The 19409-nt window shown below is 40.3% G+C and carries 21 protein-coding genes and 1 other annotated feature; of the genes, 19 read left to right on the top strand and 2 right to left on the bottom strand.

The window, feature by feature from the left end:
* Position 1 precedes the first annotated feature (1 nt).
* The 8 genes from infC (M998_RS02765) to ihfA all read left to right on the top strand — a co-directional run bounded on the left by infC (M998_RS02765) (position 2) and on the right by ihfA (position 6160).
* Positions 2-544 carry a translation initiation factor IF-3 gene (gene infC, locus M998_RS02765; protein ID WP_068446465.1) on the top strand — a complete coding sequence of 181 codons (543 nt, stop codon included), beginning with the start codon at positions 2-4 and terminating at the stop codon, positions 542-544.
* Positions 545-904: 360 nt separating this feature from the next.
* Positions 905-1444: a translation initiation factor IF-3 gene (gene infC / locus M998_RS02760; RefSeq protein WP_073890158.1), complete on the top strand. Its 540-nt coding sequence runs from the start codon at positions 905-907 to the stop codon at positions 1442-1444.
* A 94-nt stretch (positions 1445-1538) separates the two neighbouring features.
* Entirely contained in the window at positions 1539-1736 is a 198-nt protein-coding gene (rpmI, locus tag M998_RS02755) for a 50S ribosomal protein L35 (protein WP_005968897.1), read from the top strand.
* A gap of 43 nt (positions 1737-1779) precedes the next feature.
* On the top strand, positions 1780-2136 hold the full coding sequence (gene rplT / locus M998_RS02750; RefSeq protein WP_067398290.1) for a 50S ribosomal protein L20: 357 nt from the start codon (positions 1780-1782) through the stop codon (positions 2134-2136).
* 88 nt (positions 2137-2224) lie between these two features.
* Positions 2225-2349 (top strand) — a sequence feature (Phe leader region).
* The gene (pheM, locus tag M998_RS20150; protein ID WP_137022425.1) at positions 2231-2275 is read left to right on the top strand and encodes a pheST operon leader peptide PheM; all 45 of its coding nucleotides are present in this window, start codon (positions 2231-2233) and stop codon (positions 2273-2275) included. It overlaps the preceding feature by 45 nt.
* A gap of 124 nt (positions 2350-2473) precedes the next feature.
* Entirely contained in the window at positions 2474-3457 is a 984-nt protein-coding gene (gene pheS / locus M998_RS02745; protein ID WP_068443074.1) for a phenylalanine--tRNA ligase subunit alpha, read from the top strand.
* 14 nt (positions 3458-3471) lie between these two features.
* A complete protein-coding gene (gene pheT, locus M998_RS02740) occupies positions 3472-5859 on the top strand; it encodes a phenylalanine--tRNA ligase subunit beta (RefSeq protein WP_068443077.1) in 2388 nt (795 codons plus the stop codon).
* A gap of 4 nt (positions 5860-5863) precedes the next feature.
* Entirely contained in the window at positions 5864-6160 is a 297-nt protein-coding gene (gene ihfA, locus M998_RS02735; protein ID WP_004263721.1) for an integration host factor subunit alpha, read from the top strand.
* A 62-nt stretch (positions 6161-6222) separates the two neighbouring features.
* On the opposite strand, the gene M998_RS02730 is transcribed toward ihfA, so the two are convergent.
* Positions 6223-7491 carry a RhoGAP domain-containing protein gene (locus tag M998_RS02730; protein ID WP_068907406.1) on the bottom strand — a complete coding sequence of 423 codons (1269 nt, stop codon included), beginning with the start codon at positions 7489-7491 and terminating at the stop codon, positions 6223-6225.
* A 119-nt stretch (positions 7492-7610) separates the two neighbouring features.
* Here M998_RS02730 and btuC point away from each other — a divergent pair, with 119 nt between their 5' ends.
* The 11 genes from btuC (at position 7611) to lplA (ending at position 18749) form a co-directional block, all read left to right on the top strand.
* Positions 7611-8612, top strand: coding sequence for a vitamin B12 ABC transporter permease BtuC (btuC, locus tag M998_RS02725; RefSeq protein ID WP_068907404.1), 1002 nt, complete (start codon positions 7611-7613; stop codon positions 8610-8612).
* 5 nt (positions 8613-8617) lie between these two features.
* Entirely contained in the window at positions 8618-9385 is a 768-nt protein-coding gene (gene btuD, locus M998_RS02720; protein WP_068907403.1) for a vitamin B12 ABC transporter ATP-binding protein BtuD, read from the top strand.
* 129 nt (positions 9386-9514) lie between these two features.
* Positions 9515-10660, top strand: coding sequence for a UDP-4-amino-4-deoxy-L-arabinose aminotransferase (gene arnB, locus M998_RS02715; RefSeq protein ID WP_068907401.1), 1146 nt, complete (start codon positions 9515-9517; stop codon positions 10658-10660).
* The gene (gene arnC, locus M998_RS02710; protein WP_068443092.1) at positions 10660-11652 is read left to right on the top strand and encodes an undecaprenyl-phosphate 4-deoxy-4-formamido-L-arabinose transferase; all 993 of its coding nucleotides are present in this window, start codon (positions 10660-10662) and stop codon (positions 11650-11652) included. Before arnB ends, arnC begins: the two co-directional genes overlap by 1 nt.
* The gene (gene arnA / locus M998_RS02705) at positions 11652-13637 is read left to right on the top strand and encodes a bifunctional UDP-4-amino-4-deoxy-L-arabinose formyltransferase/UDP-glucuronic acid oxidase ArnA (protein ID WP_068907399.1); all 1986 of its coding nucleotides are present in this window, start codon (positions 11652-11654) and stop codon (positions 13635-13637) included. The genes arnC and arnA overlap by 1 nt, the downstream gene beginning before the upstream one ends.
* Positions 13637-14530, top strand: a complete 894-nt coding sequence (gene arnD, locus M998_RS02700; protein WP_068443100.1) for a 4-deoxy-4-formamido-L-arabinose-phosphoundecaprenol deformylase — start codon at positions 13637-13639, stop codon at positions 14528-14530. The genes arnA and arnD overlap by 1 nt, the downstream gene beginning before the upstream one ends.
* Before the next feature lie 7 nt (positions 14531-14537).
* Entirely contained in the window at positions 14538-16196 is a 1659-nt protein-coding gene (gene arnT, locus M998_RS02695; RefSeq protein ID WP_068907398.1) for a lipid IV(A) 4-amino-4-deoxy-L-arabinosyltransferase, read from the top strand.
* Positions 16193-16540, top strand: coding sequence for a 4-amino-4-deoxy-L-arabinose-phosphoundecaprenol flippase subunit ArnE (gene arnE / locus M998_RS02690; RefSeq protein ID WP_068443106.1), 348 nt, complete (start codon positions 16193-16195; stop codon positions 16538-16540). The genes arnT and arnE overlap by 4 nt, the downstream gene beginning before the upstream one ends.
* Positions 16537-16938 (top strand): 4-amino-4-deoxy-L-arabinose-phosphoundecaprenol flippase subunit ArnF, encoded by a 402-nt coding sequence (gene arnF, locus M998_RS02685; protein ID WP_068907396.1) that lies wholly within the window; start codon positions 16537-16539, stop codon positions 16936-16938. The genes arnE and arnF overlap by 4 nt, the downstream gene beginning before the upstream one ends.
* A 231-nt stretch (positions 16939-17169) precedes the next feature.
* On the top strand, positions 17170-17658 hold the full coding sequence (locus tag M998_RS02680; protein ID WP_068443112.1) for a C40 family peptidase: 489 nt from the start codon (positions 17170-17172) through the stop codon (positions 17656-17658).
* Between the two features lie 74 nt (positions 17659-17732).
* The gene (lplA, locus tag M998_RS02675) at positions 17733-18749 is read left to right on the top strand and encodes a lipoate--protein ligase (RefSeq protein WP_068907394.1); all 1017 of its coding nucleotides are present in this window, start codon (positions 17733-17735) and stop codon (positions 18747-18749) included.
* Positions 18750-18916: 167 nt separating this feature from the next.
* Here the strand turns inward: lplA and M998_RS02670 are convergent, their stop codons facing one another.
* Positions 18917-19285 carry a helix-turn-helix domain-containing protein gene (locus M998_RS02670; RefSeq protein WP_068443117.1) on the bottom strand — a complete coding sequence of 123 codons (369 nt, stop codon included), beginning with the start codon at positions 19283-19285 and terminating at the stop codon, positions 18917-18919.
* Positions 19286-19409: the final 124 nt, after the last annotated feature.

Genomic DNA, 19409 nt, shown 5'->3' with positions numbered 1-19409 from the left:
TATTAAAGGCGGAAAAAAACTCCCAACGGCGCGTCCTAATCGTATTAACGATGAGATCCGTGCCACTGAAATCCGTGTCACTGGTTTAGACGGTGAAGCGCTTGGTATTATGAGTGTACGTGAAGCACTGACAAAGGCTGAAGAAGCTGGTGTTGATCTCGTTGAGATCAGCCCTAATGCTGAACCACCTGTTTGTCGTATCATGGATTACGGTAAGCATCTTTATGAGAAAAGTAAATCTCAAAAAGAGCAGAAAAAGAAACAAAAAGTTGTTCAAGTGAAGGAAATTAAATTCCGTCCAGGAACAGATGAAGGCGACTACCAGGTTAAGCTGCGTAGTTTAATTCGCTTTTTGGAAGATGGTGATAAAGCGAAAGTTACACTGCGTTTTCGTGGTCGTGAAATGGCTCACCAACAGATTGGTATGGAAGTGCTTAACCGAATCAAAGTTGATCTGGAAGAGCTAGTTACTGTTGAATCATTTCCTTCAAGAATTGAAGGGCGCCAAATGGTCATGGTACTGGCACCAAAGAAAAATAAATAAGTTCTAGTCAGTAATAGATAATGTTAGCGCTCAATTCAGGTTGAGCGCTACTTTTCCTATGAGAGCAAAGCATAATTTACCCAATATATTTGGTTTAGTGATGACAGCCAATAACCGAATAGTGTCGATATCAAGCGGTTCTCTACGAAAAAAATTTAATATCTGCTTGAGTAATCTGGCAATAAGCATTAAAATCCGCGGTCGAATCGCTATGTTAAGATTTAAATCGAGACCAATAGCAAACAAAATGAATATTGCGTTTTGACGAGTAGCCGTTTTTACATATTAAACTAAGTTACTGTCAGTTCGTTGTTTTTAGAGAATGTAGCAAATCTCTTTATCCAGTTGGAGGAATGAAGTATTAAAGGCGGAAAAAGAATCCCAACAACACGTCCGAATCGTATTAATGATGAAATTCGTGTTACTGAAGTCCGTTTAACCGGTTTAGACGGCGAACAGCTAGGCATTATGAGCATTCGCGAAGCGATTGAAAAAGCTGAAGAAGCAGGTGTAGATCTGGTAGAAATCAGTCCAAATGCCGAACCGCCAGTTTGTCGTATCATGGATTACGGCAAATTCCTTTATGAGAAGAGCAAGTCTCAGAAAGAACAGAAAAAGAAACAAAAAGTTGTTCAGGTGAAGGAAATTAAATTCCGCCCTGGTACAGATGAAGGTGATTATCAGGTCAAACTACGCAACCTGATACGCTTCATAGAAGATGGTGATAAAGTGAAAGTAACACTGCGTTTTCGTGGTCGTGAAATGGCTCACCAACAGATCGGTATGGAAGTGCTTAACCGCATCAAAGCTGATCTGGAAGAGTTAGTTACCGTTGAATCATTTCCTTCAAGAATTGAAGGGCGTCAAATGGTCATGGTACTAGCACCGAAGAAGAAATAATTAGGCCACCAAGTAGTAACTTTTGTAGTAATGCGGAAGGTATTCGCCTAGTTAGTTCGTAGTTAATCACAATGCGAAGTTGGAAATTAAAGAAATGCCAAAGATTAAAACGGTACGTGGCGCAGCAAAGCGCTTTAAAAAAACTGCAGGCGGTGGCTTTAAGCGCAAGCATGCAAACCTTCGTCATATTTTGACCAAGAAATCAACTAAGCGTAAACGCCATTTACGTCCGAAAGGAATGGTATCTAAGGGCGATCTGGGTCTGGTAATTGCTTGCCTGCCATACGCATAAGTAAACATTGGTTAATTAATATAAAAGACGATAGGAGATAGCTATGGCTCGCGTAAAACGTGGTGTAGTGGCACGTGCACGTCACAAAAAAATTCTGAAACAGGCGAAAGGTTACTATGGTGCACGTTCTCGTGTTTACCGCGTAGCGTTTCAGGCGGTAATCAAAGCAGGTCAATATGCTTACCGTGACCGCCGTCAACGTAAACGTCAGTTCCGTCAACTGTGGATCGCGCGTATCAACGCTGCGGCTCGTCAGAATGGCCTGTCTTACAGCCGTTTCATTAATGGCTTGAAAAAAGCTTCAATTGAAATCGACCGTAAGATTTTAGCAGACATCGCAGTTTTCGATAAAGTCGCATTCGCTGCTTTAGTTGAAAAAGCGAAGGGCGCTTTAGCTTAATAGTTTGCATGACAAGAGGAGGGCAACTTCCTCTTTTCATTTATATTTTTTTGTGTTAATACTTTAATAAAATGATTTATAGAGAATTTATCGTATGTATAACGTTGTTTTTCGTTTCTTCTTTTACTTTAGCACCTGAATCTCGGGGGCTCTTGTGCGTAAGAAAAGAAACGAAAAGTTACGCTAAAGCCTCCATCTGGAGGCTTTTTTGTTTTTGGTTTTAAAGAAAATGCAGTAAAATCAGTTAAGTGCTTATCTATCGGATGGATGGTGAGTAAAACTTAATATATTGAATGAATAACTAGCAAAAAGACCGAGTGGTCATAAAGGGGAAACAATGCCACATCTCGCTGAATTGGTTGCACAGGCAAAAGCAGCCATTGAACAGGCCCAAGATGTTGCTACGTTGGAGTCAGTGCGTGTTGAATTTTTAGGCAAGAGTGGCCACTTCACACTACAGATGAAAACGTTGCGTGATCTGCCTGCTGATGAACGACCAGCAGCAGGGGCTGTCATAAATGATGCCAAAGTACAGGTTCAAGATGCATTGAACGCCCGTAAAGACATAATGCAAGCTGAAATACTGAATGCGCGTTTAGCTTCAGAAAAAGTGGATGTCTCGTTACCAGGGCGTCGCATGGAAAATGGTGGTTTACACCCAGTCACCCGTACAATTCAGCGAATTGAAGAGTTTTTTGGCGAGTTAGGTTTTTCTGTTGAAGTAGGGCCTGAAATTGAAGATGACTATCATAACTTTGATGCGTTGAATATTCCTGCTCATCACCCAGCCCGTGCTGATCACGATACTTTCTGGTTTGATGCAAAGCGTTTATTGCGTACTCAAACATCAGGCGTACAAATTCGTACGATGAATGGCCAGCAACCACCTATTCGCATTATTGCACCCGGTCGAGTTTATCGTAATGATTATGACCAAACACATACTCCGATGTTCCATCAAACGGAAGGCTTGATCGTTGATAAAGATATCAGCTTTACCAATTTGAAAGGTACATTGCATGATTTCTTGAACAACTTCTTTGAAGAAGAAGTACAGGTACGCTTCCGTCCATCTTATTTTCCATTCACAGAACCTTCTGCAGAAGTTGATGTAATGGGCAAAAATGGTAAATGGTTAGAAGTATTAGGTTGTGGAATGGTACACCCAAATGTATTACGTAATGTAGGTATTGATCCTGAGGTTTATTCAGGATTCGCATTTGGTATGGGAATGGAGCGTTTAACAATGCTGCGCTATGGTGTTTCAGACCTACGTTCATTCTTCGAAAATGATCTTCGTTTCCTCAAACAGTTTAAATAAGGCGGGTCTATCTCATGAAATTCAGTGAACTATGGTTACGCGAATGGGTGAACCCGGCGATAAGTAGTGAAGCGCTATCTGATCAAATCACGATGGCAGGATTAGAAGTTGATGGTATTGAAGGTGTAGCGGGTCAATTTAATGGCGTAGTTGTTGGTGAAGTTGTTGAATGTGAACAACATCCTAATGCAGACAAGCTGAGAGTCACAAAAGTTAACGTAGGTGGTGATCGCTTACTTGATATTGTTTGTGGAGCACCTAATTGTCGTCAAGGTTTGAAAGTTGCAGTCGCAACTGTAGGTGCGGTATTGCCCGGCGATTTTAAAATTAAAGCAGCTAAACTGCGTGGAGAACCATCAGAAGGTATGCTGTGCTCTTATTCTGAGCTCGGAGTTTCTGATGATCACAGTGGTATTATTGAATTACCGCTCGATGCCACAATAGGTACAGATATTCGTGAATATCTCAAGCTTGATGATAATGCGATTGAAATCAGCATTACACCAAACCGTGCAGATTGCTTGAGTATTTTGGGTGTGGCCCGAGATGTGGCGGTGATTAATAAGCTTGATCTTAATGAGCCAGTTATTAACCCAACTCCTGCAACAACGAAAGAGACGTTCCCTATTCGGGTTGAAGCACCAAAAGCATGCCCACGTTTTTTAGGCCGCGTGATTAAAAATATTGACGTTTCAGCACCAACACCAATGTGGATGAAAGAAAAACTTCGTCGTGGTGGTGTTCGTTCGATTGATGCGGTTGTGGATATCACAAACTATGTTCTACTCGAACTGGGGCAGCCGCAACATGCCTATGATTTAGACCGTTTGAACGGTGCAATCGTGGTGCGTATGGCTAAAGATCAAGAAAAATTAGTGCTGTTAGACGGTACGGAAGCAACTCTGAAATCTGATACGCTTGTCATTGCTGATGAAAAACAAACATTGGGCATCGCGGGTATTTTCGGTGGTGACCATTCAGGCGTTAACGAGGAAACAAAGAATATTCTTTTAGAATGTGCTTATTTCGACCCGTTATCGATTACCGGTCGTGCACGTAATTATGGTTTGCATACCGATGCATCACACCGTTTTGAGCGTGGTGTGGATCCCCAATTGCAGTTTAAAGCGATTGAGCGTGCAACAGCACTGATTGTTGAGATCTGTGGTGGTGATGTTGGTGAAATTATTGATGCAACAAGTGTTGAGTATTTACCTAAACCTGCAAATATTAAGCTGACGCGCCATAAATTAGATCGTTTAATTGGTCATTTTATTGCTGATGATTTGGTGACAGATATACTGACCCGCTTAGGCTGTGAAGTAAAAACAACAGCAGGTTGCTGGGATGTTGTGGCACCAAGCTGGCGTTTTGATATGCAAATCGAAGAAGATTTGATTGAAGAAGTTGCGCGTATATATGGATACAACAGCATTCCTGATGTACCACTGCGTGCTGATCTCATTATGACGAAGCATAAAGAAGCTAATTTACCGTTAAAACGTATCAAGGCAACATTAGTTGATAGAGGGTATCAAGAAGCAATTACCTATAGCTTTGTTGACCCTAAAGTACAATCTTTATTGCATCCAGGTGAGGAAGCTTTGCTGCTACCTAATCCTATTTCTGCCGATATGTCAGCCATGCGTTTGTCTTTATTAACAGGCTTGTTAAGCTCGGTTGTCTATAATCAAAATCGTCAGCAAAATAGAATTCGTTTGTTTGAGACAGGTCTGCGCTTTATTCCTGATAATCAAGCAGAATATGGAATTCGTCAAGAACCTATGTTAGCAGGTGTGATAACAGGTAATAGATTTGAAGAACATTGGTCATTAGATAAACAAGTTGTTGACTTCTTTGATTTAAAAGGTGATCTTGAAGCTGTTTTCGAATTGACTGGGAAACTAAATCAAATTACATTTAAATCTGAGGCACACCCATCTCTCCATCCTGGGCAAAGTGCTGGGATTTATCTGGAAAATGAACACATTGGTTTTATTGGTGTTGTTCACCCAGAATTAGAACGTAAACTCGATTTAAATGGTCGTGCGGTGGTGTTTGAGGTTCGTAGTGATGCGATAATACAACGTGTAATCCCTGAAGCTAAGGCGATTTCACGCTATCCATCGAACCGCCGTGACATTGCTGTTGTTGTGCCAGAAAATGTTGCTGCTGCAGAAGTTTTAGCAGAGTGTAAAAAAGTTGGCATAAATCATATAGTTGGCATAAACTTGTTTGATGTGTATTGTGGTGAGGGAATAGCAGACGGTTATAAGAGCCTTGCTATCAGTCTGGTCTTCCAAGATACCCAGCGTACGATGGAAGAAGAAGAGATTACCGCGACCGTTGATCTGTGTGTTGCTGCGTTAAAACAGCGATTCCAAGCCTCCTTGAGGGACTAAACCTATGGCGCTTACTAAAGCTGAAATGTCAGAAAATTTGTTTGAAAAATTGGGTGTTAGCAAACGTGATGCTAAAGACCTTGTAGAGACTTTCTTTGAAGAGGTTCGCCTTTCCTTAGAAAACGGTGAGCAAGTAAAATTATCTGGATTCGGTAACTTTGATTTACGTGATAAAAATCAACGTCCCGGACGTAACCCAAAAACTGGGGAAGATATTCCAATTACTGCTCGCCGTGTTGTTACTTTCCGCCCAGGCCAAAAATTAAAAAGCCGTGTCGAAAAAGCAACACCGAAAGAGTAATCGTATCTATTGATCTTGATAGGTATCGAAAAAGACCGCTTAGGCGGTCTTTTGTTGTTATATTAATAGGTTGCATAAGCGGGATTGTTTAGCTGGCTTCTTTCTTGATAAATTAACGCTAAAATATAACTTTCAGCTAGTTGATTTATTTCTTTTGCTTTTTGGGCTTCTTGAAATGCGACTTTCAAGTCATGATTGGCCTGAATATCAAGTTTGTTTTGACTCTTCATATTGACTATCTGCGGTGCAAACATAGTCGCTAGATTTTTGACAGACATTCGGTGAGAATCTTCATCAATCGCAATTACGGCACAGAGGCGAGTAATTAGTTTTAATGCTAATGGTGGAGCCGCTAATTGAATTAGCGCATTGGTTATTCTATTATCGCAATTTTTTAAAATAGCAGGTTCTTTGCCTTTTAATTGCTCATAGCTTTGAATTTGCTGAATAATATTTTCTTTGTTTTTTACTGCATTATCGCATGCTTGCAAATCATCAGATACATCGGGTGATTGGAAATCTATATTGCTTGTTTTTTTTAGCAACTCACTCGCTAGCCTTTTATATACATTACTTATTCTTGATACCGGGAATTTATGGGTCTGTTGAAAAATTTGAGTGGCAGTGCCAGGGGTATTAAGCATTTCGATTATCTTGTTTAGTTCACTTTTTGAACCTTCGACACGAAATATACCACCGCTGCTTAAATAAGCGTCGTGCCTTAAAATAGAAACGCCTAACTTACTAATTTGATGATATTTATCTTTATCAGCATCAGAGAGGGATTTATCATTATTGATAAGTAACATGTTACCTTTCTCAAGTTTTATCGTTGCGATTTTTCTCGTGATTTCTCTGGCAATTTTGTCGTTGACAATTTTTTTATCGATTTTTTCTTTAGCGATTTCGGCAATTTTTTTCTTTGCTTTAGTTTCTTTGCGGGTTTGTATTTTTTGTTTTAATAACAGATGCTTATTATTTAAAACTGATAATTTATCTAAATTGTTATTGGGGTCTGAGTCAATGAGAGCAATTGGGGTGGGGGATAAATTATTATTGAAAGCGGATTCGATACAAGGTGCTGGTTCATTAACTGGTTGATTATTATGAATGGTGTTATGATTTTCGCGATGAGTAATCTCTGGTCTATTTTTTGAAGAGGTACTTTGCTGTTTAAAAAGAAAAGCAAAAAAATTTGCTAGTGTATGTGTGATTTTTTTTATTGATGCCATAAAATCACTATTAGCCTTATTTTCAGTTAATTTCGTGTCATTGATTTTATGTGTTGTGGCGTGGCGCTTTTGCTGAGTGTTAATTAGAGTATTTTCCATTTATTAACCTTTAATGACGAGCGTTAAAATTGAGAAAATAGTTTAAGTTTATCATTATAATTTTACTTGTATAAAAAGCGTTGACTTATTAACCAACTATTAAATATGACAAATACATCATGGCTCTCTCTCTACAAAAGCTACGAAATCAACAAAAAAAATTAGATATTCGTTTGATTACCCTATTAGCGATTAGCGTATTTATTGTGGCTATATTGTCACTTAGCGCAGGGGAAACTTGGTATTGGCCTAATCAATGGATGGAGGACACGGCTGAACTCTTTGTTTGGCAAATCCGGCTTCCTAGAGTCTTGGCTGTTATAACGATTGGCGCAGCCCTCGCAGTCACGGGAGCCATTATGCAGGCTTTATTTGAAAATCCATTGGCAGAACCTGGTTTATTGGGCGTAAGTAATGGCGCAGGTGTTGCTGTGGTTTTCACTGTATTGCTGTCATCAGGTGTCATGCATTATTGGGTCTTAAGCTTAAGTGCGATTATCGGTGCGTTAATTTTCACCTCAGTTTTACTCTATTTTGCTCATCAAAAACATCTCAATAATTCGAGTTTGCTATTAGTGGGTGTTGCATTAGGTGTTATTAGCGGTGCCTGCATGACATGGATGGTTTATATGAGCAGTAACTTAGATTTACGCCAGTTATTGTATTGGATGATGGGCAGTTTTAGTGGTATAGATTGGCGTCAAATGGGGTTAATTGTAGTTAGTTTGCCTTTTTTAATATGGGCTATTAGCCAAGGACGAACATTAAATTATCTTTCACTGGGTACTTTGCAAGCGTATCAACTTGGTTTTTCAACACAAAAATGGCGTGTAATATTAATCGTTATTTGTGGGGTGCTGATAGGTTTGAGTGTTGCTATTGCAGGTGCAATTAGTTTTATTGGTCTGGTGATCCCCCATATTTTACGTTTAAGCGGTTTGACGGATAATCGCCGATTATTGATTGGTTGCGCATTTGCAGGCGCACTAGGGTTATTAATTGCAGATCTACTCTCGCGGTTATTAATTGTAAATGCAGAAGTACCGATAGGCGTTATAACGGCTACTTTAGGTGCACCTATATTTATTGTATTACTCATTCGTAATCAGCAGTGGCGTTAACATTTATGAATATAAAAAAAATCATTGATATAAAAAATTTGTTCGTCGATGATCGGCTTATTAACATAACTGAACAGGTATTTGCAGGTGAGCAAATACACTTATTAGGCGCTAATGGAGCAGGAAAAAGTACACTTTTAGCCGCACTGAGTGGTTTTTTAAATATTAAAGGGCTAATACAGGTTAATGGCTATAATATTAAAGATTATACTTCTCATGATCTTGGCCAACAGCGCGCATATTTGACCCAAAAAATAGATAGCACGCCGATTTTAAAAGTGTTCCAGTATTTAGAATTATTTATGCTATCAAAAAGTCATCTTACTGACTTATTTAATTCATTATGTGCAGATTTTCAACTCGAGCAATTACTTCATAAGTCGGTTAATCAACTTTCTGGTGGGGAATGGCAGCGAGTACGGATCGTTGCGATATTTTTACAAGTCTGGAATAGCCCTTTATTATGCGGAAAATTTATCCTATTTGATGAGCCAACAAATAATTTAGATATTATTCAGCAAGCCACGTTAGATAAATGGATTAAATATTTTTGTCATTGCTCAGGAACAGTTATAATGAGTGGGCATAATCTTAGTCATTCTTATAAAAACGCCAGTCGTATATGGATGATTAAAAAAGGCCAATTAATTGCATCAGGAAAACCTGAAGAAGTAATGACCGAAAATAATCTATCTGAAATGTTTATGTCAGAAGTCAGATTAAGTCAGAATGCGACGAATAAGATGTGGCAGGTTATTAATTTTGACGATTAACTCAAAAATTGTTTTAATCACACGCTTTTAGACGATTTTTCATCGCAAATCATGGCGGGTGTTGAAGTTCGGTTAAAGTATCATTAACTAGAATATCCTATTCCCAATGAAAACTAGGCTATAGACAATATGAGCAATTTTCTTCCGTTTTCAAAACCGGCAATCGGTGATGAAGAGGTAAAGGCAGTAGAAAACGTTCTACGTTCAGGCTGGATAACAACCGGTCCGCAGAATCATCAATTAGAAGAGGATTTTTGCCAGCGTTACGGTTGTAAACACGCGATAGCATTAGCCTCAGCGACTGCGGGTATGCATGTTGTTTTAATGGCTTTGGGCGTAGGCCCGGGCGACGAAGTCATTACACCATCACAAACGTGGGTATCGACACTCAATATGATTGAGTTACTTGGTGCAACTCCGGTGATGATTGACGTTGACCGTGACACTTTGATGATCCAACCTGATGCGGTTAAGCAAGCATTGACAGCAAACACCAAGGCAATTATTCCTGTTCATTATGCAGGAGCCCCTTGTGATTTAGACGCGTTACGTGCTATTGCTCAAGATGCCGGAGTGGCTTTAATTGAAGATGCAGCTCATGCGGTAGGGACTCGTTATAAAGATGAGTGGATTGGCGAGAAAGGCACTTCAATATTTTCATTTCATGCAATCAAGAATGTCACTTGCGCAGAAGGTGGCTTAGTCGCAACAGATAACGATGAGCTTGCCCTGCGTGTTCGCGCATTGAAATTCCATGGCTTAAGTGTTGATGCATTTGATAGACAAGTGCAAGGGCGTAAACCGCAAGCTGAAGTTGTTGAGCCTGGTTTCAAATATAATTTATCCGATATTCATGCGGCTATTGCCGTTGTTCAACTATCCCGTGTAGAGCAATTAAATCAACGCAGAGCAGAGTTAACCGCACGTTATCGTGAATTACTGAAAGATTCACCATTGCAAATGCTTTCAATCCCTGATTACCCTCATTTACATGCGAACCACTTGTTTATGGTTCGTGTTGATAAATCAGTGTGTGGTATTGACCGTGATACATTCATGGAAAAATTGAAAGCGCATAATATTGGTACTGGTTTACACTTTCGTGCAGCACATACACAAAAATATTATCGTGAAAAATACCCAGAACTTTCATTGCCAGAATCAACATGGAATAGTGCAACTTTATGCTCGTTGCCTTTATTCCCTGATATGACTGACGCTGATGTTGAACGGGTCGTTAATGCGATTACTGAAGTTCTTTTGGAGTCAAAATAGTGTCACAAGCAGACGAATTTGAAGAGATTAAAAAAGTCTCAGTTGTCATCCCTGTTTATAATGAAGAGCAAAGTTTGCCTCAATTATTAGAGCGCACAATTAAATCATGTAAACAGCTTACTCAACAATATGAATTAATTTTAGTTGATGATGGAAGTAGTGACCGTTCAGCCAAAATGTTGACGGAAGCGGCTGAAAACCCAGATAATCATGTGATTGCGATCATTCTTAATCGTAATTATGGGCAGCACTCAGCGATTATGGCAGGTTTTAATCAAGCCGACGGAGATCTCGTGATCACCCTTGATGCGGATCTACAAAACCCACCAGAAGAAATCCCTCGTTTAGTGCAAACTGCATCGCAAGGTTATGATGTAGTCGGTACTCGCCGCGCTAATCGCCAAGATTCATGGTTCCGTAAAACGGCATCTAAAATGATCAATGCGATGATAACGAAAGCAACAGGGCGTTCTATGGGGGATTATGGCTGTATGCTACGCGCCTATCGCCGCCATATTATTCAAGCCATGTTGCAGTGCCATGAAAGAAGTACGTTTATTCCAATTTTAGCGAACACATTTGCTCGTAGAACGATTGAAATTGATGTAGCTCATGCAGAGCGTGAGTTTGGCGATTCTAAGTACAGCTTTATGAAGCTGATTAATTTAATGTATGACTTACTAACTTGTTTAACGACAGCACCATTACGTTTGTTAAGTGTTGTGGGAAGTATCATTGCAATTGGTGGCTTCCTACTTGCCGTATTATTGATTATTTTACGTCTACTGCTCGGTGCTGAATGGGCTGCGGACGGCGTATTTACACTGTTTGCGGTACTCTTTATGTTTATCGGCGCGCAGTTCGTTGCCATGGGTTTATTAGGCGAATACATCGGTAGGATCTACAATGATGTGCGCGCGAGACCTCGTTATTTTATTCAAAAAGTCGTCGGCGCAGACCTTAAGTCCGACAAAAATCAGGAAGAAAACTAATGAAAGCTATTGTCTTTGCCTATCATGATATTGGCTGTGTAGGGTTAAAAGCGCTTAAAAAAGCCGGTTTTGATATTCAAGCGGTATTTACACATACCGATTCCCCTAACGAAAACCACTTTTACTCTTCAGTAGCACGTGTAAGCGCAGATATGGAACTTCCTGTTTATGCGCCAGAAGACGTTAACCACCCATTGTGGGTTGAACGTATTCGTGAGTTGAAACCTGATGTGATTTTCTCATTCTATTATCGTGACATGTTAAGTGAAGAGTTGTTGGCTATCGCGCCAAAAGGTGCATTTAACTTGCACGGCTCTTTACTGCCAAAATACCGCGGCCGTGCACCTATCAACTGGGCACTATTAAACGGTGAAAGTGAAACGGGTGTCACACTGCATAAAATGGTTGCAAAAGCAGACGCGGGTGACATTGTCGCACAAGAAAAAGTGGCGATTACCGAGACAGATACTGCATTAACGTTGCACGCTAAAGTACGTGAAGCGGCCGAAGAATTGCTAAATAAAACGCTGCCATTAATTGAAGCTGGTAGCTATAAGTCTGTCGCACAAGACGAAAGCCAAGCGAGCTATTTTGGTCGTCGTAATGCTGAAGATGGTCTGATTGACTGGAACCGTAGTGCAAAAGATGTTGATTGCTTGATCCGTGCTGTTACAGACCCATACCCAGGTGCATTCACTTATTTGGGTGCACGTAAAATGATTATTTGGCGAGCGCGTGTTTTAGACGACAATCAAGGTAAGCCTGCGGGAACTGTTTTGTCGAATGACCCACTACGAATTGCATGTAAAAATGGTGCGATTGAAGTTGTTAGCGGTCAAAGCGAAGCAGGCTTGTATATGCAAGGTAACCGCCTAGCTAACGAAATGGGCATTGTGACAGATGTTCGTGTTGGAGCAAAACCAACGGCACAAATCAATCGTCGTAAACGTGTTTTAATCCTAGGTGTTAATGGCTTTATTGGTAACCATTTGACTGAGCGCCTACTCAAAGATGGTAACTATGATATCTATGGTATGGATATTGGCTCATCTGCGATTGAACGCTTTATTGGCAACCCTCGTTTTCATTTCATCGAAGGTGACGTTAGCATTCATACTGAGTGGATTGAATATCACATTAAAAAATGTGACGTTATCCTGCCATTAGTGGCTATCGCGACACCAATCGAATACACCCGTAATCCACTACGTGTTTTCGAACTCGACTTTGAAGAAAACCTGAAAGTTGTTCGCTATTGTGTGAAATACAACAAACGTATCATCTTCCCATCGACATCTGAAGTTTATGGTATGTGTGATGATAAAGAATTTGATGAAGATGAATCACGCTTAATTGTTGGTCCAATCAATAAACAGCGTTGGATTTATTCTGTTTCTAAACAGTTACTTGACCGAGTTATTTGGGCGTATGGTGCTAAAGAAGGTCTGAAATTTACCTTATTCCGTCCATTTAACTGGATGGGACCACGTTTAGACAGCCTGAATTCTGCACGTATCGGTAGTTCACGTGCCATCACTCAGCTAATTTTGAACTTAGTCGAAGGTTCGCCAATTAAATTGGTTGATGGTGGCGCACAAAAACGCTGCTTTACCGATATTAAAGATGGTATTGAAGCCTTATTCCGTATCATTGAGAACAAAGACGGTAAGTGTGATGGTCAAATCATCAATATTGGTAATCCAACTAACGAAGCCAGTATTCGTGAATTAGCAGAAATGCTACTGGAAAGCTTTGAAAATCATCCAGAGAGATCGAAGTTTCCTCCGTTTGCCGGTTTCCGTGAAATTGAAAGCAGCAGTTACTATGGTCAAGGTTATCAAGATGTTGAACACCGTAAACCAAGTATTGAGAATGCACGCCGCCTTCTTGACTGGGTGCCAACTATCGATATGAAAGATACCATTGAAGAAACATTAGACTTCTTCTTACAGGGTGCTGTTGAAGAACTGAGCGATAAAGACTAATGAAAAAAGTTGGCTTGAGAATTGATGTGGATACCTATCAAGGTACGTTAAAAGGTGTACCACAGCTACTCAAAGTGCTCAAAGAGCATGATATTCAAGCCAGCTTTTTCTTCAGTGTAGGACCCGATAATATGGGGCGCCATTTATGGCGCCTTTTGCGTCCTAAATTTCTGTGGAAAATGCTGAGGTCGAATGCCGCTTCACTTTATGGGTTAGATATTCTATTAGCAGGCACGGCATGGCCGGGCAAAAAAATAGCTAAAGACTTGGGATATTTGATGAAGCAAACTCTAGATGCAGGCCATGAAGTCGGGCTGCATGCATGGGATCATCAAGGCTGGCAAGCTAAAGTCGCGAAATGGAATAAAGATCAACTGACCGAACAAGTTCAATTGGGCGTCGATGCTTTAGAGCAAGTTATTGGTCAGAGAGTGAGGTGTTCGGCGGTTGCAGGTTGGCGTGGCGATGAACGTGTTCTTGAAGTTAAGCAACAGTTTAATTTTGACTACAACAGTGATTGTCGCGGAAAATATCCATTTAGGCCCATCATGGCAGATGGCTCCATTGGTACGGTGCAAATTCCGGTCACATTACCCACTTATGATGAAGTGGTTGGTACAGTTATTAATGATGACGCATTTAATGATTTTATCCTTCAAGCAATTAAAGATGATAAAGGCGTTCCAGTTTATACTATCCACACCGAAGTGGAGGGAATGTCTAAGTCAGAACAATTTTCACAATTATTGGAACGAATTACACAAGAAGAAATCCAATTCTGTACATTAAGTGATTTGTTGCCAGAAGACATCAATACACTTCCAAAAGGCAAAGTGGTGAGAGCGCCATTCCCTGGACGAGAAGGCTGGCTGGGCTGTCAAGAAGAGGAATAACAGACGTATGTTGAATAACCGAGCGAGCAAAGTAGGGGCCTCTCTGCTGGCTCTTTTTTTTATCCTGACTTATTTCTTGCCGTTGAACAGTCGTTTACTTTGGCAGCCAGATGAAACTCGCTATGCGGAAATCAGCCGGGAAATGCTTCAACGTGGTGACTGGATTGTCCCATACATGTTAGATGTCCGTTATTTTGAAAAACCGGTCGCAGGTTATTGGATTAATAATATAAGCCAAATGTTATTTGGTGAAACTAACTTTGCGGTTCGTTTTGGTTCTGTATTTTGTATTTTTCTCAGTGCGTTACTGGTCTATCGCATGGCAAAAATGATGTGGCGCAACAGCCATGTCGCTTATGTTGCAAGCTTTATTTATATCTCAATGTTTTTAGTCTTTGCCGTCGGAACCTACAGTGTTCTTGACCCGATGCTATCGCTTTGGATAGCGGCAAGTATGTTTTGTTGCTTATGGGCAATGAAAGCGAGAGAGGTTAAAACGAAGTTAGCTGCATGGCTCTGTTTAGGTTTAGCTTGTGGTATGGCCTTTATGACAAAAGGCTTTTTGGCTTTAGCCATCCCCGTTATTGTGATGATACCTGTCACGCTATATCAAAAACGATTTTTAGAAATGGTGAAATATGGTCCCTTAGCCATTATTTCGGCAGTGCTAATTAGTTTGCCTTGGGCACTTGCGATTGCTAAACAAGAACCTGATTATTGGAATTATTTTTTCTGGGTAGAGCATATTAAGCGTTTTACTGCTGATGATGCGCAGCATATTGCCCCATTTTGGTATTACATTCCCATTATCTTACTTGGCGCAATTCCTTGGGCTGGACTACTTCCCGGCGCGTTGGTAAAGGGTTGGAAAGAACGAAAATCGAGCCCTGATATGTTCTTCCTACTCTGTTGGTTCGTTGTTCCTGTAGTCTTCTTTAGTATTTCCCGGGGAAAATTACCAACCTATATGTTGCCATTTATGGCACCACTTGCGTTATTGATGGCTAAGTATGGCGTTGATTGCGTTCGTAACAACAAAATGAATGCCTTGAAAGCGAATGGGATCATCAATGTGGTGATTGGTATTGCTGCGGTTATTGCCGTGATAGTGGTCAGTACGGTGATAAAGAAACCTTTATATGAGCCAGATGAGTGGTCGAAAATGGTTCTCGGGGTTGTCGCATTCTCTATTTGGGCGATTATTGGTTATCTATGTACCGTATTAAATGCAAAATATTGGTTATGGGCCGCATCTTGTTCACTGGCGGTGAGTTTGTGTATTGGTAGCGCATTACCAAATAACACGATAGATTCAAAGCTTCCACAAAACTTTATCCATCAAAATCATGATTTGTTAATGAATAGTGATTACTTAATGGCGAGTAATGTCGGGGTTGCTGCGGGGCTAGCGTGGGAAACACAAAACTCAAATATATATCTTTATAATAGCCGTGGTGAATTGAGTTATGGGCTTGAATACCCAGATAGTCAACACCGGTTGGTCAAACCGGAGAACTTTGCGGCTTGGTTAGATAAAGTTCGCAAAGAAGGGCAAGTTACGGTTGTGTTCTTACTTGGACGGAATGAGGATTTGCCTGATATACCAAAACCGGACGAAGTGATTAAAAATTCACGTATGGCAATCGTGGTGTATCATAAACAATGACCGGGCAATTATTACTTTTGTTACTTGTCAGCGTGTTAACGTGTACTGGGCAAATTGCGCAAAAGCAAGCTGTCGTCAGCTGGCAAGGTGACCGAGTTAATAAAACAGCATTAGCCATTCGTTGGCTAGTGCTGGCTGTGTTTATGCTAGGCCTTGGCATGTTGTTCTGGCTAAAGTTATTAGAAAGTATGCCGTTAAGTATTGCTTACCCTATGCTAAGTATTAATTTTGTATTAGTGACATTAATTGGCCAGTTTGTTTATCATGAACAAACTGGGCTTAGCCATTGGCTAGGTGTAGCCGCCATTATGTTTGGTATTTTACTGATGAGTATTAGCATATGAATAAAGGCTATTTATGGGTACTCGGCAGTGCGATATTAGTAACGGTTGCTCAATTGAGTCTTAAAATAGGGGTTGTTGAGCTACCTTCATTTACGTTGGGATGGCATTGGCTACAACTTGATTGGTTGCTTGAAAATACTATTAGCTTGAGTATTATTTTTATTGGTTTGGTCTGTTATGCCTTGTCGATGTTGTGCTGGCTATTTGCGCTTAAATTTATTGCCTTGAATAAAGCTTATCCGTTAATTAGTCTAAGTTATGTTTTTGTTTATATCTTAGCAGTGGTATTACCTTGGTTTAATGAGCCTGCAACAGGGTTAAAAGCCGCTGGTATTGCATTTATTCTATTAGGTGTGTGGTTAATTAGCCGGCCTGTAAAGGTTCGAACAAGAGAGTAGCCATGAGTAATAGTTAAGTTTGCTAACTGTTCGATTGTTTGTTTTTTATACGAAACGCACGACTATACCCAAAATAATTCGAGTAGCTTGTAGGCGCAGAGCAAAGAGAATCGATGAACATAGATAAACTATGAGATTCGGGTAGCTGAGCGAATGCAACACCCAAACAACTTGAAGTATGACGGGTATATATGCAGAGTATTAAGACAACTTAAAGTGTGACGGGTATATATGATAATAAATTATAAACATCTGCCATTATTATTTTGCTTGGTATTAATTGGTTGCTCATCGACATCGGTTAAGCGGACGCCTGCACCGCCGCTGAAAACGCAATTATCTGACCCGATAATGACGATAGCGCAGTTAAAAGACCAGTTAGAACAATGGTATGGAACTCCTTATCATTATGGTGGCATGAATCAAAGTGGTGTGGATTGTTCTGGATTTGTTTACCGCACTTTTAATGACCGTTTTGCTATTCAGTTACCGAGAACGACAAGAGATCAAACACAACTCGGTACACGTATTGATAAAACTGATTTGATGCCAGGGGATTTAGTTTTCTTTAAAACGGGGTCTGGTGAAAATGGTTTACATGTCGGTATTTATGATACGGATAATACCTTTATCCATGCTTCAACCAGTAAAGGGGTCATTCGCTCATCACTGGATAATGTCTACTGGCGAAAAGTATTCTGGCAGGCAAGGCGTATCTAAAGTAGGTATTTGGTCAATTCTTTCCTCAATGATTATGCTATCTTAAGGCAAAATTTTGCTTTTAGGATAGCCTAATGTCAACGCTGCGTTTACTTATCTCTGAATCATTTGATCCTTGGTTTAACCTCGCTGTTGAAGAGACGATTTTTCGTCAGATGTCTGCTGATCAGCGAGTAATGTTCTTGTGGCGTAATGCCGATACCGTGGTTATTGGCCGTGCTCAAAACCCCTGGAAAGAATGTAATACTCGCCGAATGGAAGAGGACAATGTCCGCCTAGCTCGCCGTAGTAGTGGTGGTGGTGCGGTATTTCAAGATTTAGGGAATACGTGTTTTACCTTTATGGCCGGCAAGCCTGAGTACGATAAAACGATTTCGACTCAAATTATTGTTGATGGCTTGTCACTCGCCGGTATTGATGCCGAAATTTCAGGACGAAATGATTTAGTGCTCAATACAGAGAATGGCCCAAGAAAAATTTCAGGTTCAGCTTATCGTGAAACGAAAGATAGAGGTTTTCATCATGGTACCCTATTGATAAATACTGATTTAAATCGGCTAGCTAATTACCTCAACCCCGATCCTAAAAAATTGCAGGCTAAGGGAATAACCTCAGTTCGTTCAAGAGTTGCCAATCTGAGTGAACTGGTTCCTGATATTTCTCATGAAAAAGTGTGCGATGGTATTATTCATAGCTTCTTTAGTTACTACAATGAAACGGTTGATGCAGAATATATTTCCCCTGAAAAATTACCTGACTTGCCGAATTTCACTGAAACGTTTGCCAAACAAAGTAGCTGGGAATGGAATTTCGGCCAAGCGCCGGCATTTTCTCATTATTTAGATACGCGTTTTCCGTGGGGAGGCATCGAGTTTCACTTTGATATTGAAAAGGGAGCTTTCAATCGCTGCCAATTCTTTACGGATAGCTTGGATCCGTCGCCGTTAGAATGGATGAGTCAACAATTAGTCGGGAAGGCATATCAGCCAGAGACCATGCGAATATTGATTCAACAAATGACGGATGAATGGCCTATGCTTACAGAACAATTTAAAGATTTAGAAGCTTGGCTGATCCATGAGCTGAGCTAAAAAAAGAGCCGATTTAATCGGCTCAGACATAGACTAGCTAATTGAAAACAAGAATAATGAATTGGAATGGATCTACTGCTATATACTCGGAATTATTCAAGGCCAACGAAATAATTACTGCTTAAATTAGGATATCCTTGAAATATACCGAGTATAAATTTATTGGCTTAATGACAATGACAGGTCATAAAAGCTTTACAGTCAGGTAGCTCTCCCGCTTGACGGAATTTTGCGGGTGTCGTATCAAAATGTTTTTTAAAGATACGCGTAAATGTAGCTTGAGAGCTAAAACCGTACTGCAGGGCGATATCTAGAATAGGTAAGTTACCGTCGCGTAATGATTTAGCAGCCTCTAATAGACGGCGCTTACGAACATATTCACCTAGCGTGCAACCTTTCATTTCTTTGAAAACACGCTGCAAATGCCATTTAGAATAGCCACTCTTATCGGCGATTGTATCGATTTTGATGCCTTCATTGCGCTGCAACTGACTTTCCAGCCATCTAATAATATCGTTGACGACACTTTCTGACATATTTACCTCCTACTATTGTAGGTTATTGTTCATTAATAACTAATAATAACTTACGAAATTAGGGTCTATTCTTCCTGTTTTTCCGATATATCGATAGGCTAAACGTGCGGTTTATTTATGATAA

It is taken from the genome of Providencia heimbachae ATCC 35613, from assembly GCF_001655055.1.
In the GTDB taxonomy this organism is placed as follows: domain Bacteria; phylum Pseudomonadota; class Gammaproteobacteria; order Enterobacterales; family Enterobacteriaceae; genus Providencia; species Providencia heimbachae.
Note: the sequence above shows the minus strand (reverse complement) of the source record. Positions and strands in the feature narration are given on the sequence as shown.

Excerpts from the sequence above, each read along its gene's own strand:
- btuD (WP_068907403.1), top strand. The coding sequence starts at position 8,618 with ATGAATATAAAAAAAATCATTGATATAAAAAATTTGTTCGTCGATGAT.
- arnT (WP_068907398.1), top strand. The coding sequence starts at position 14,538 with ATGTTGAATAACCGAGCGAGCAAAGTAGGGGCCTCTCTGCTGGCTCTT.
- arnF (WP_068907396.1), top strand. The coding sequence starts at position 16,537 with ATGAATAAAGGCTATTTATGGGTACTCGGCAGTGCGATATTAGTAACG.
- arnB (WP_068907401.1), top strand. The coding sequence starts at position 9,515 with ATGAGCAATTTTCTTCCGTTTTCAAAACCGGCAATCGGTGATGAAGAG.
- pheS (WP_068443074.1), top strand. The coding sequence starts at position 2,474 with ATGCCACATCTCGCTGAATTGGTTGCACAGGCAAAAGCAGCCATTGAA.
- btuC (WP_068907404.1), top strand. The coding sequence starts at position 7,611 with ATGGCTCTCTCTCTACAAAAGCTACGAAATCAACAAAAAAAATTAGAT.
- lplA (WP_068907394.1), top strand. The coding sequence starts at position 17,733 with ATGTCAACGCTGCGTTTACTTATCTCTGAATCATTTGATCCTTGGTTT.
- M998_RS02680 (WP_068443112.1), top strand. The coding sequence starts at position 17,170 with ATGATAATAAATTATAAACATCTGCCATTATTATTTTGCTTGGTATTA.
- rpmI (WP_005968897.1), top strand. The coding sequence starts at position 1,539 with ATGCCAAAGATTAAAACGGTACGTGGCGCAGCAAAGCGCTTTAAAAAA.
- M998_RS02670 (WP_068443117.1), bottom strand. The coding sequence starts at position 19,285 with ATGTCAGAAAGTGTCGTCAACGATATTATTAGATGGCTGGAAAGTCAG.
- arnD (WP_068443100.1), top strand. The coding sequence starts at position 13,637 with ATGAAAAAAGTTGGCTTGAGAATTGATGTGGATACCTATCAAGGTACG.
- arnA (WP_068907399.1), top strand. The coding sequence starts at position 11,652 with ATGAAAGCTATTGTCTTTGCCTATCATGATATTGGCTGTGTAGGGTTA.
- M998_RS02730 (WP_068907406.1), bottom strand. The coding sequence starts at position 7,491 with ATGGAAAATACTCTAATTAACACTCAGCAAAAGCGCCACGCCACAACA.
- arnE (WP_068443106.1), top strand. The coding sequence starts at position 16,193 with ATGACCGGGCAATTATTACTTTTGTTACTTGTCAGCGTGTTAACGTGT.
- rplT (WP_067398290.1), top strand. The coding sequence starts at position 1,780 with ATGGCTCGCGTAAAACGTGGTGTAGTGGCACGTGCACGTCACAAAAAA.
- ihfA (WP_004263721.1), top strand. The coding sequence starts at position 5,864 with ATGGCGCTTACTAAAGCTGAAATGTCAGAAAATTTGTTTGAAAAATTG.
- pheT (WP_068443077.1), top strand. The coding sequence starts at position 3,472 with ATGAAATTCAGTGAACTATGGTTACGCGAATGGGTGAACCCGGCGATA.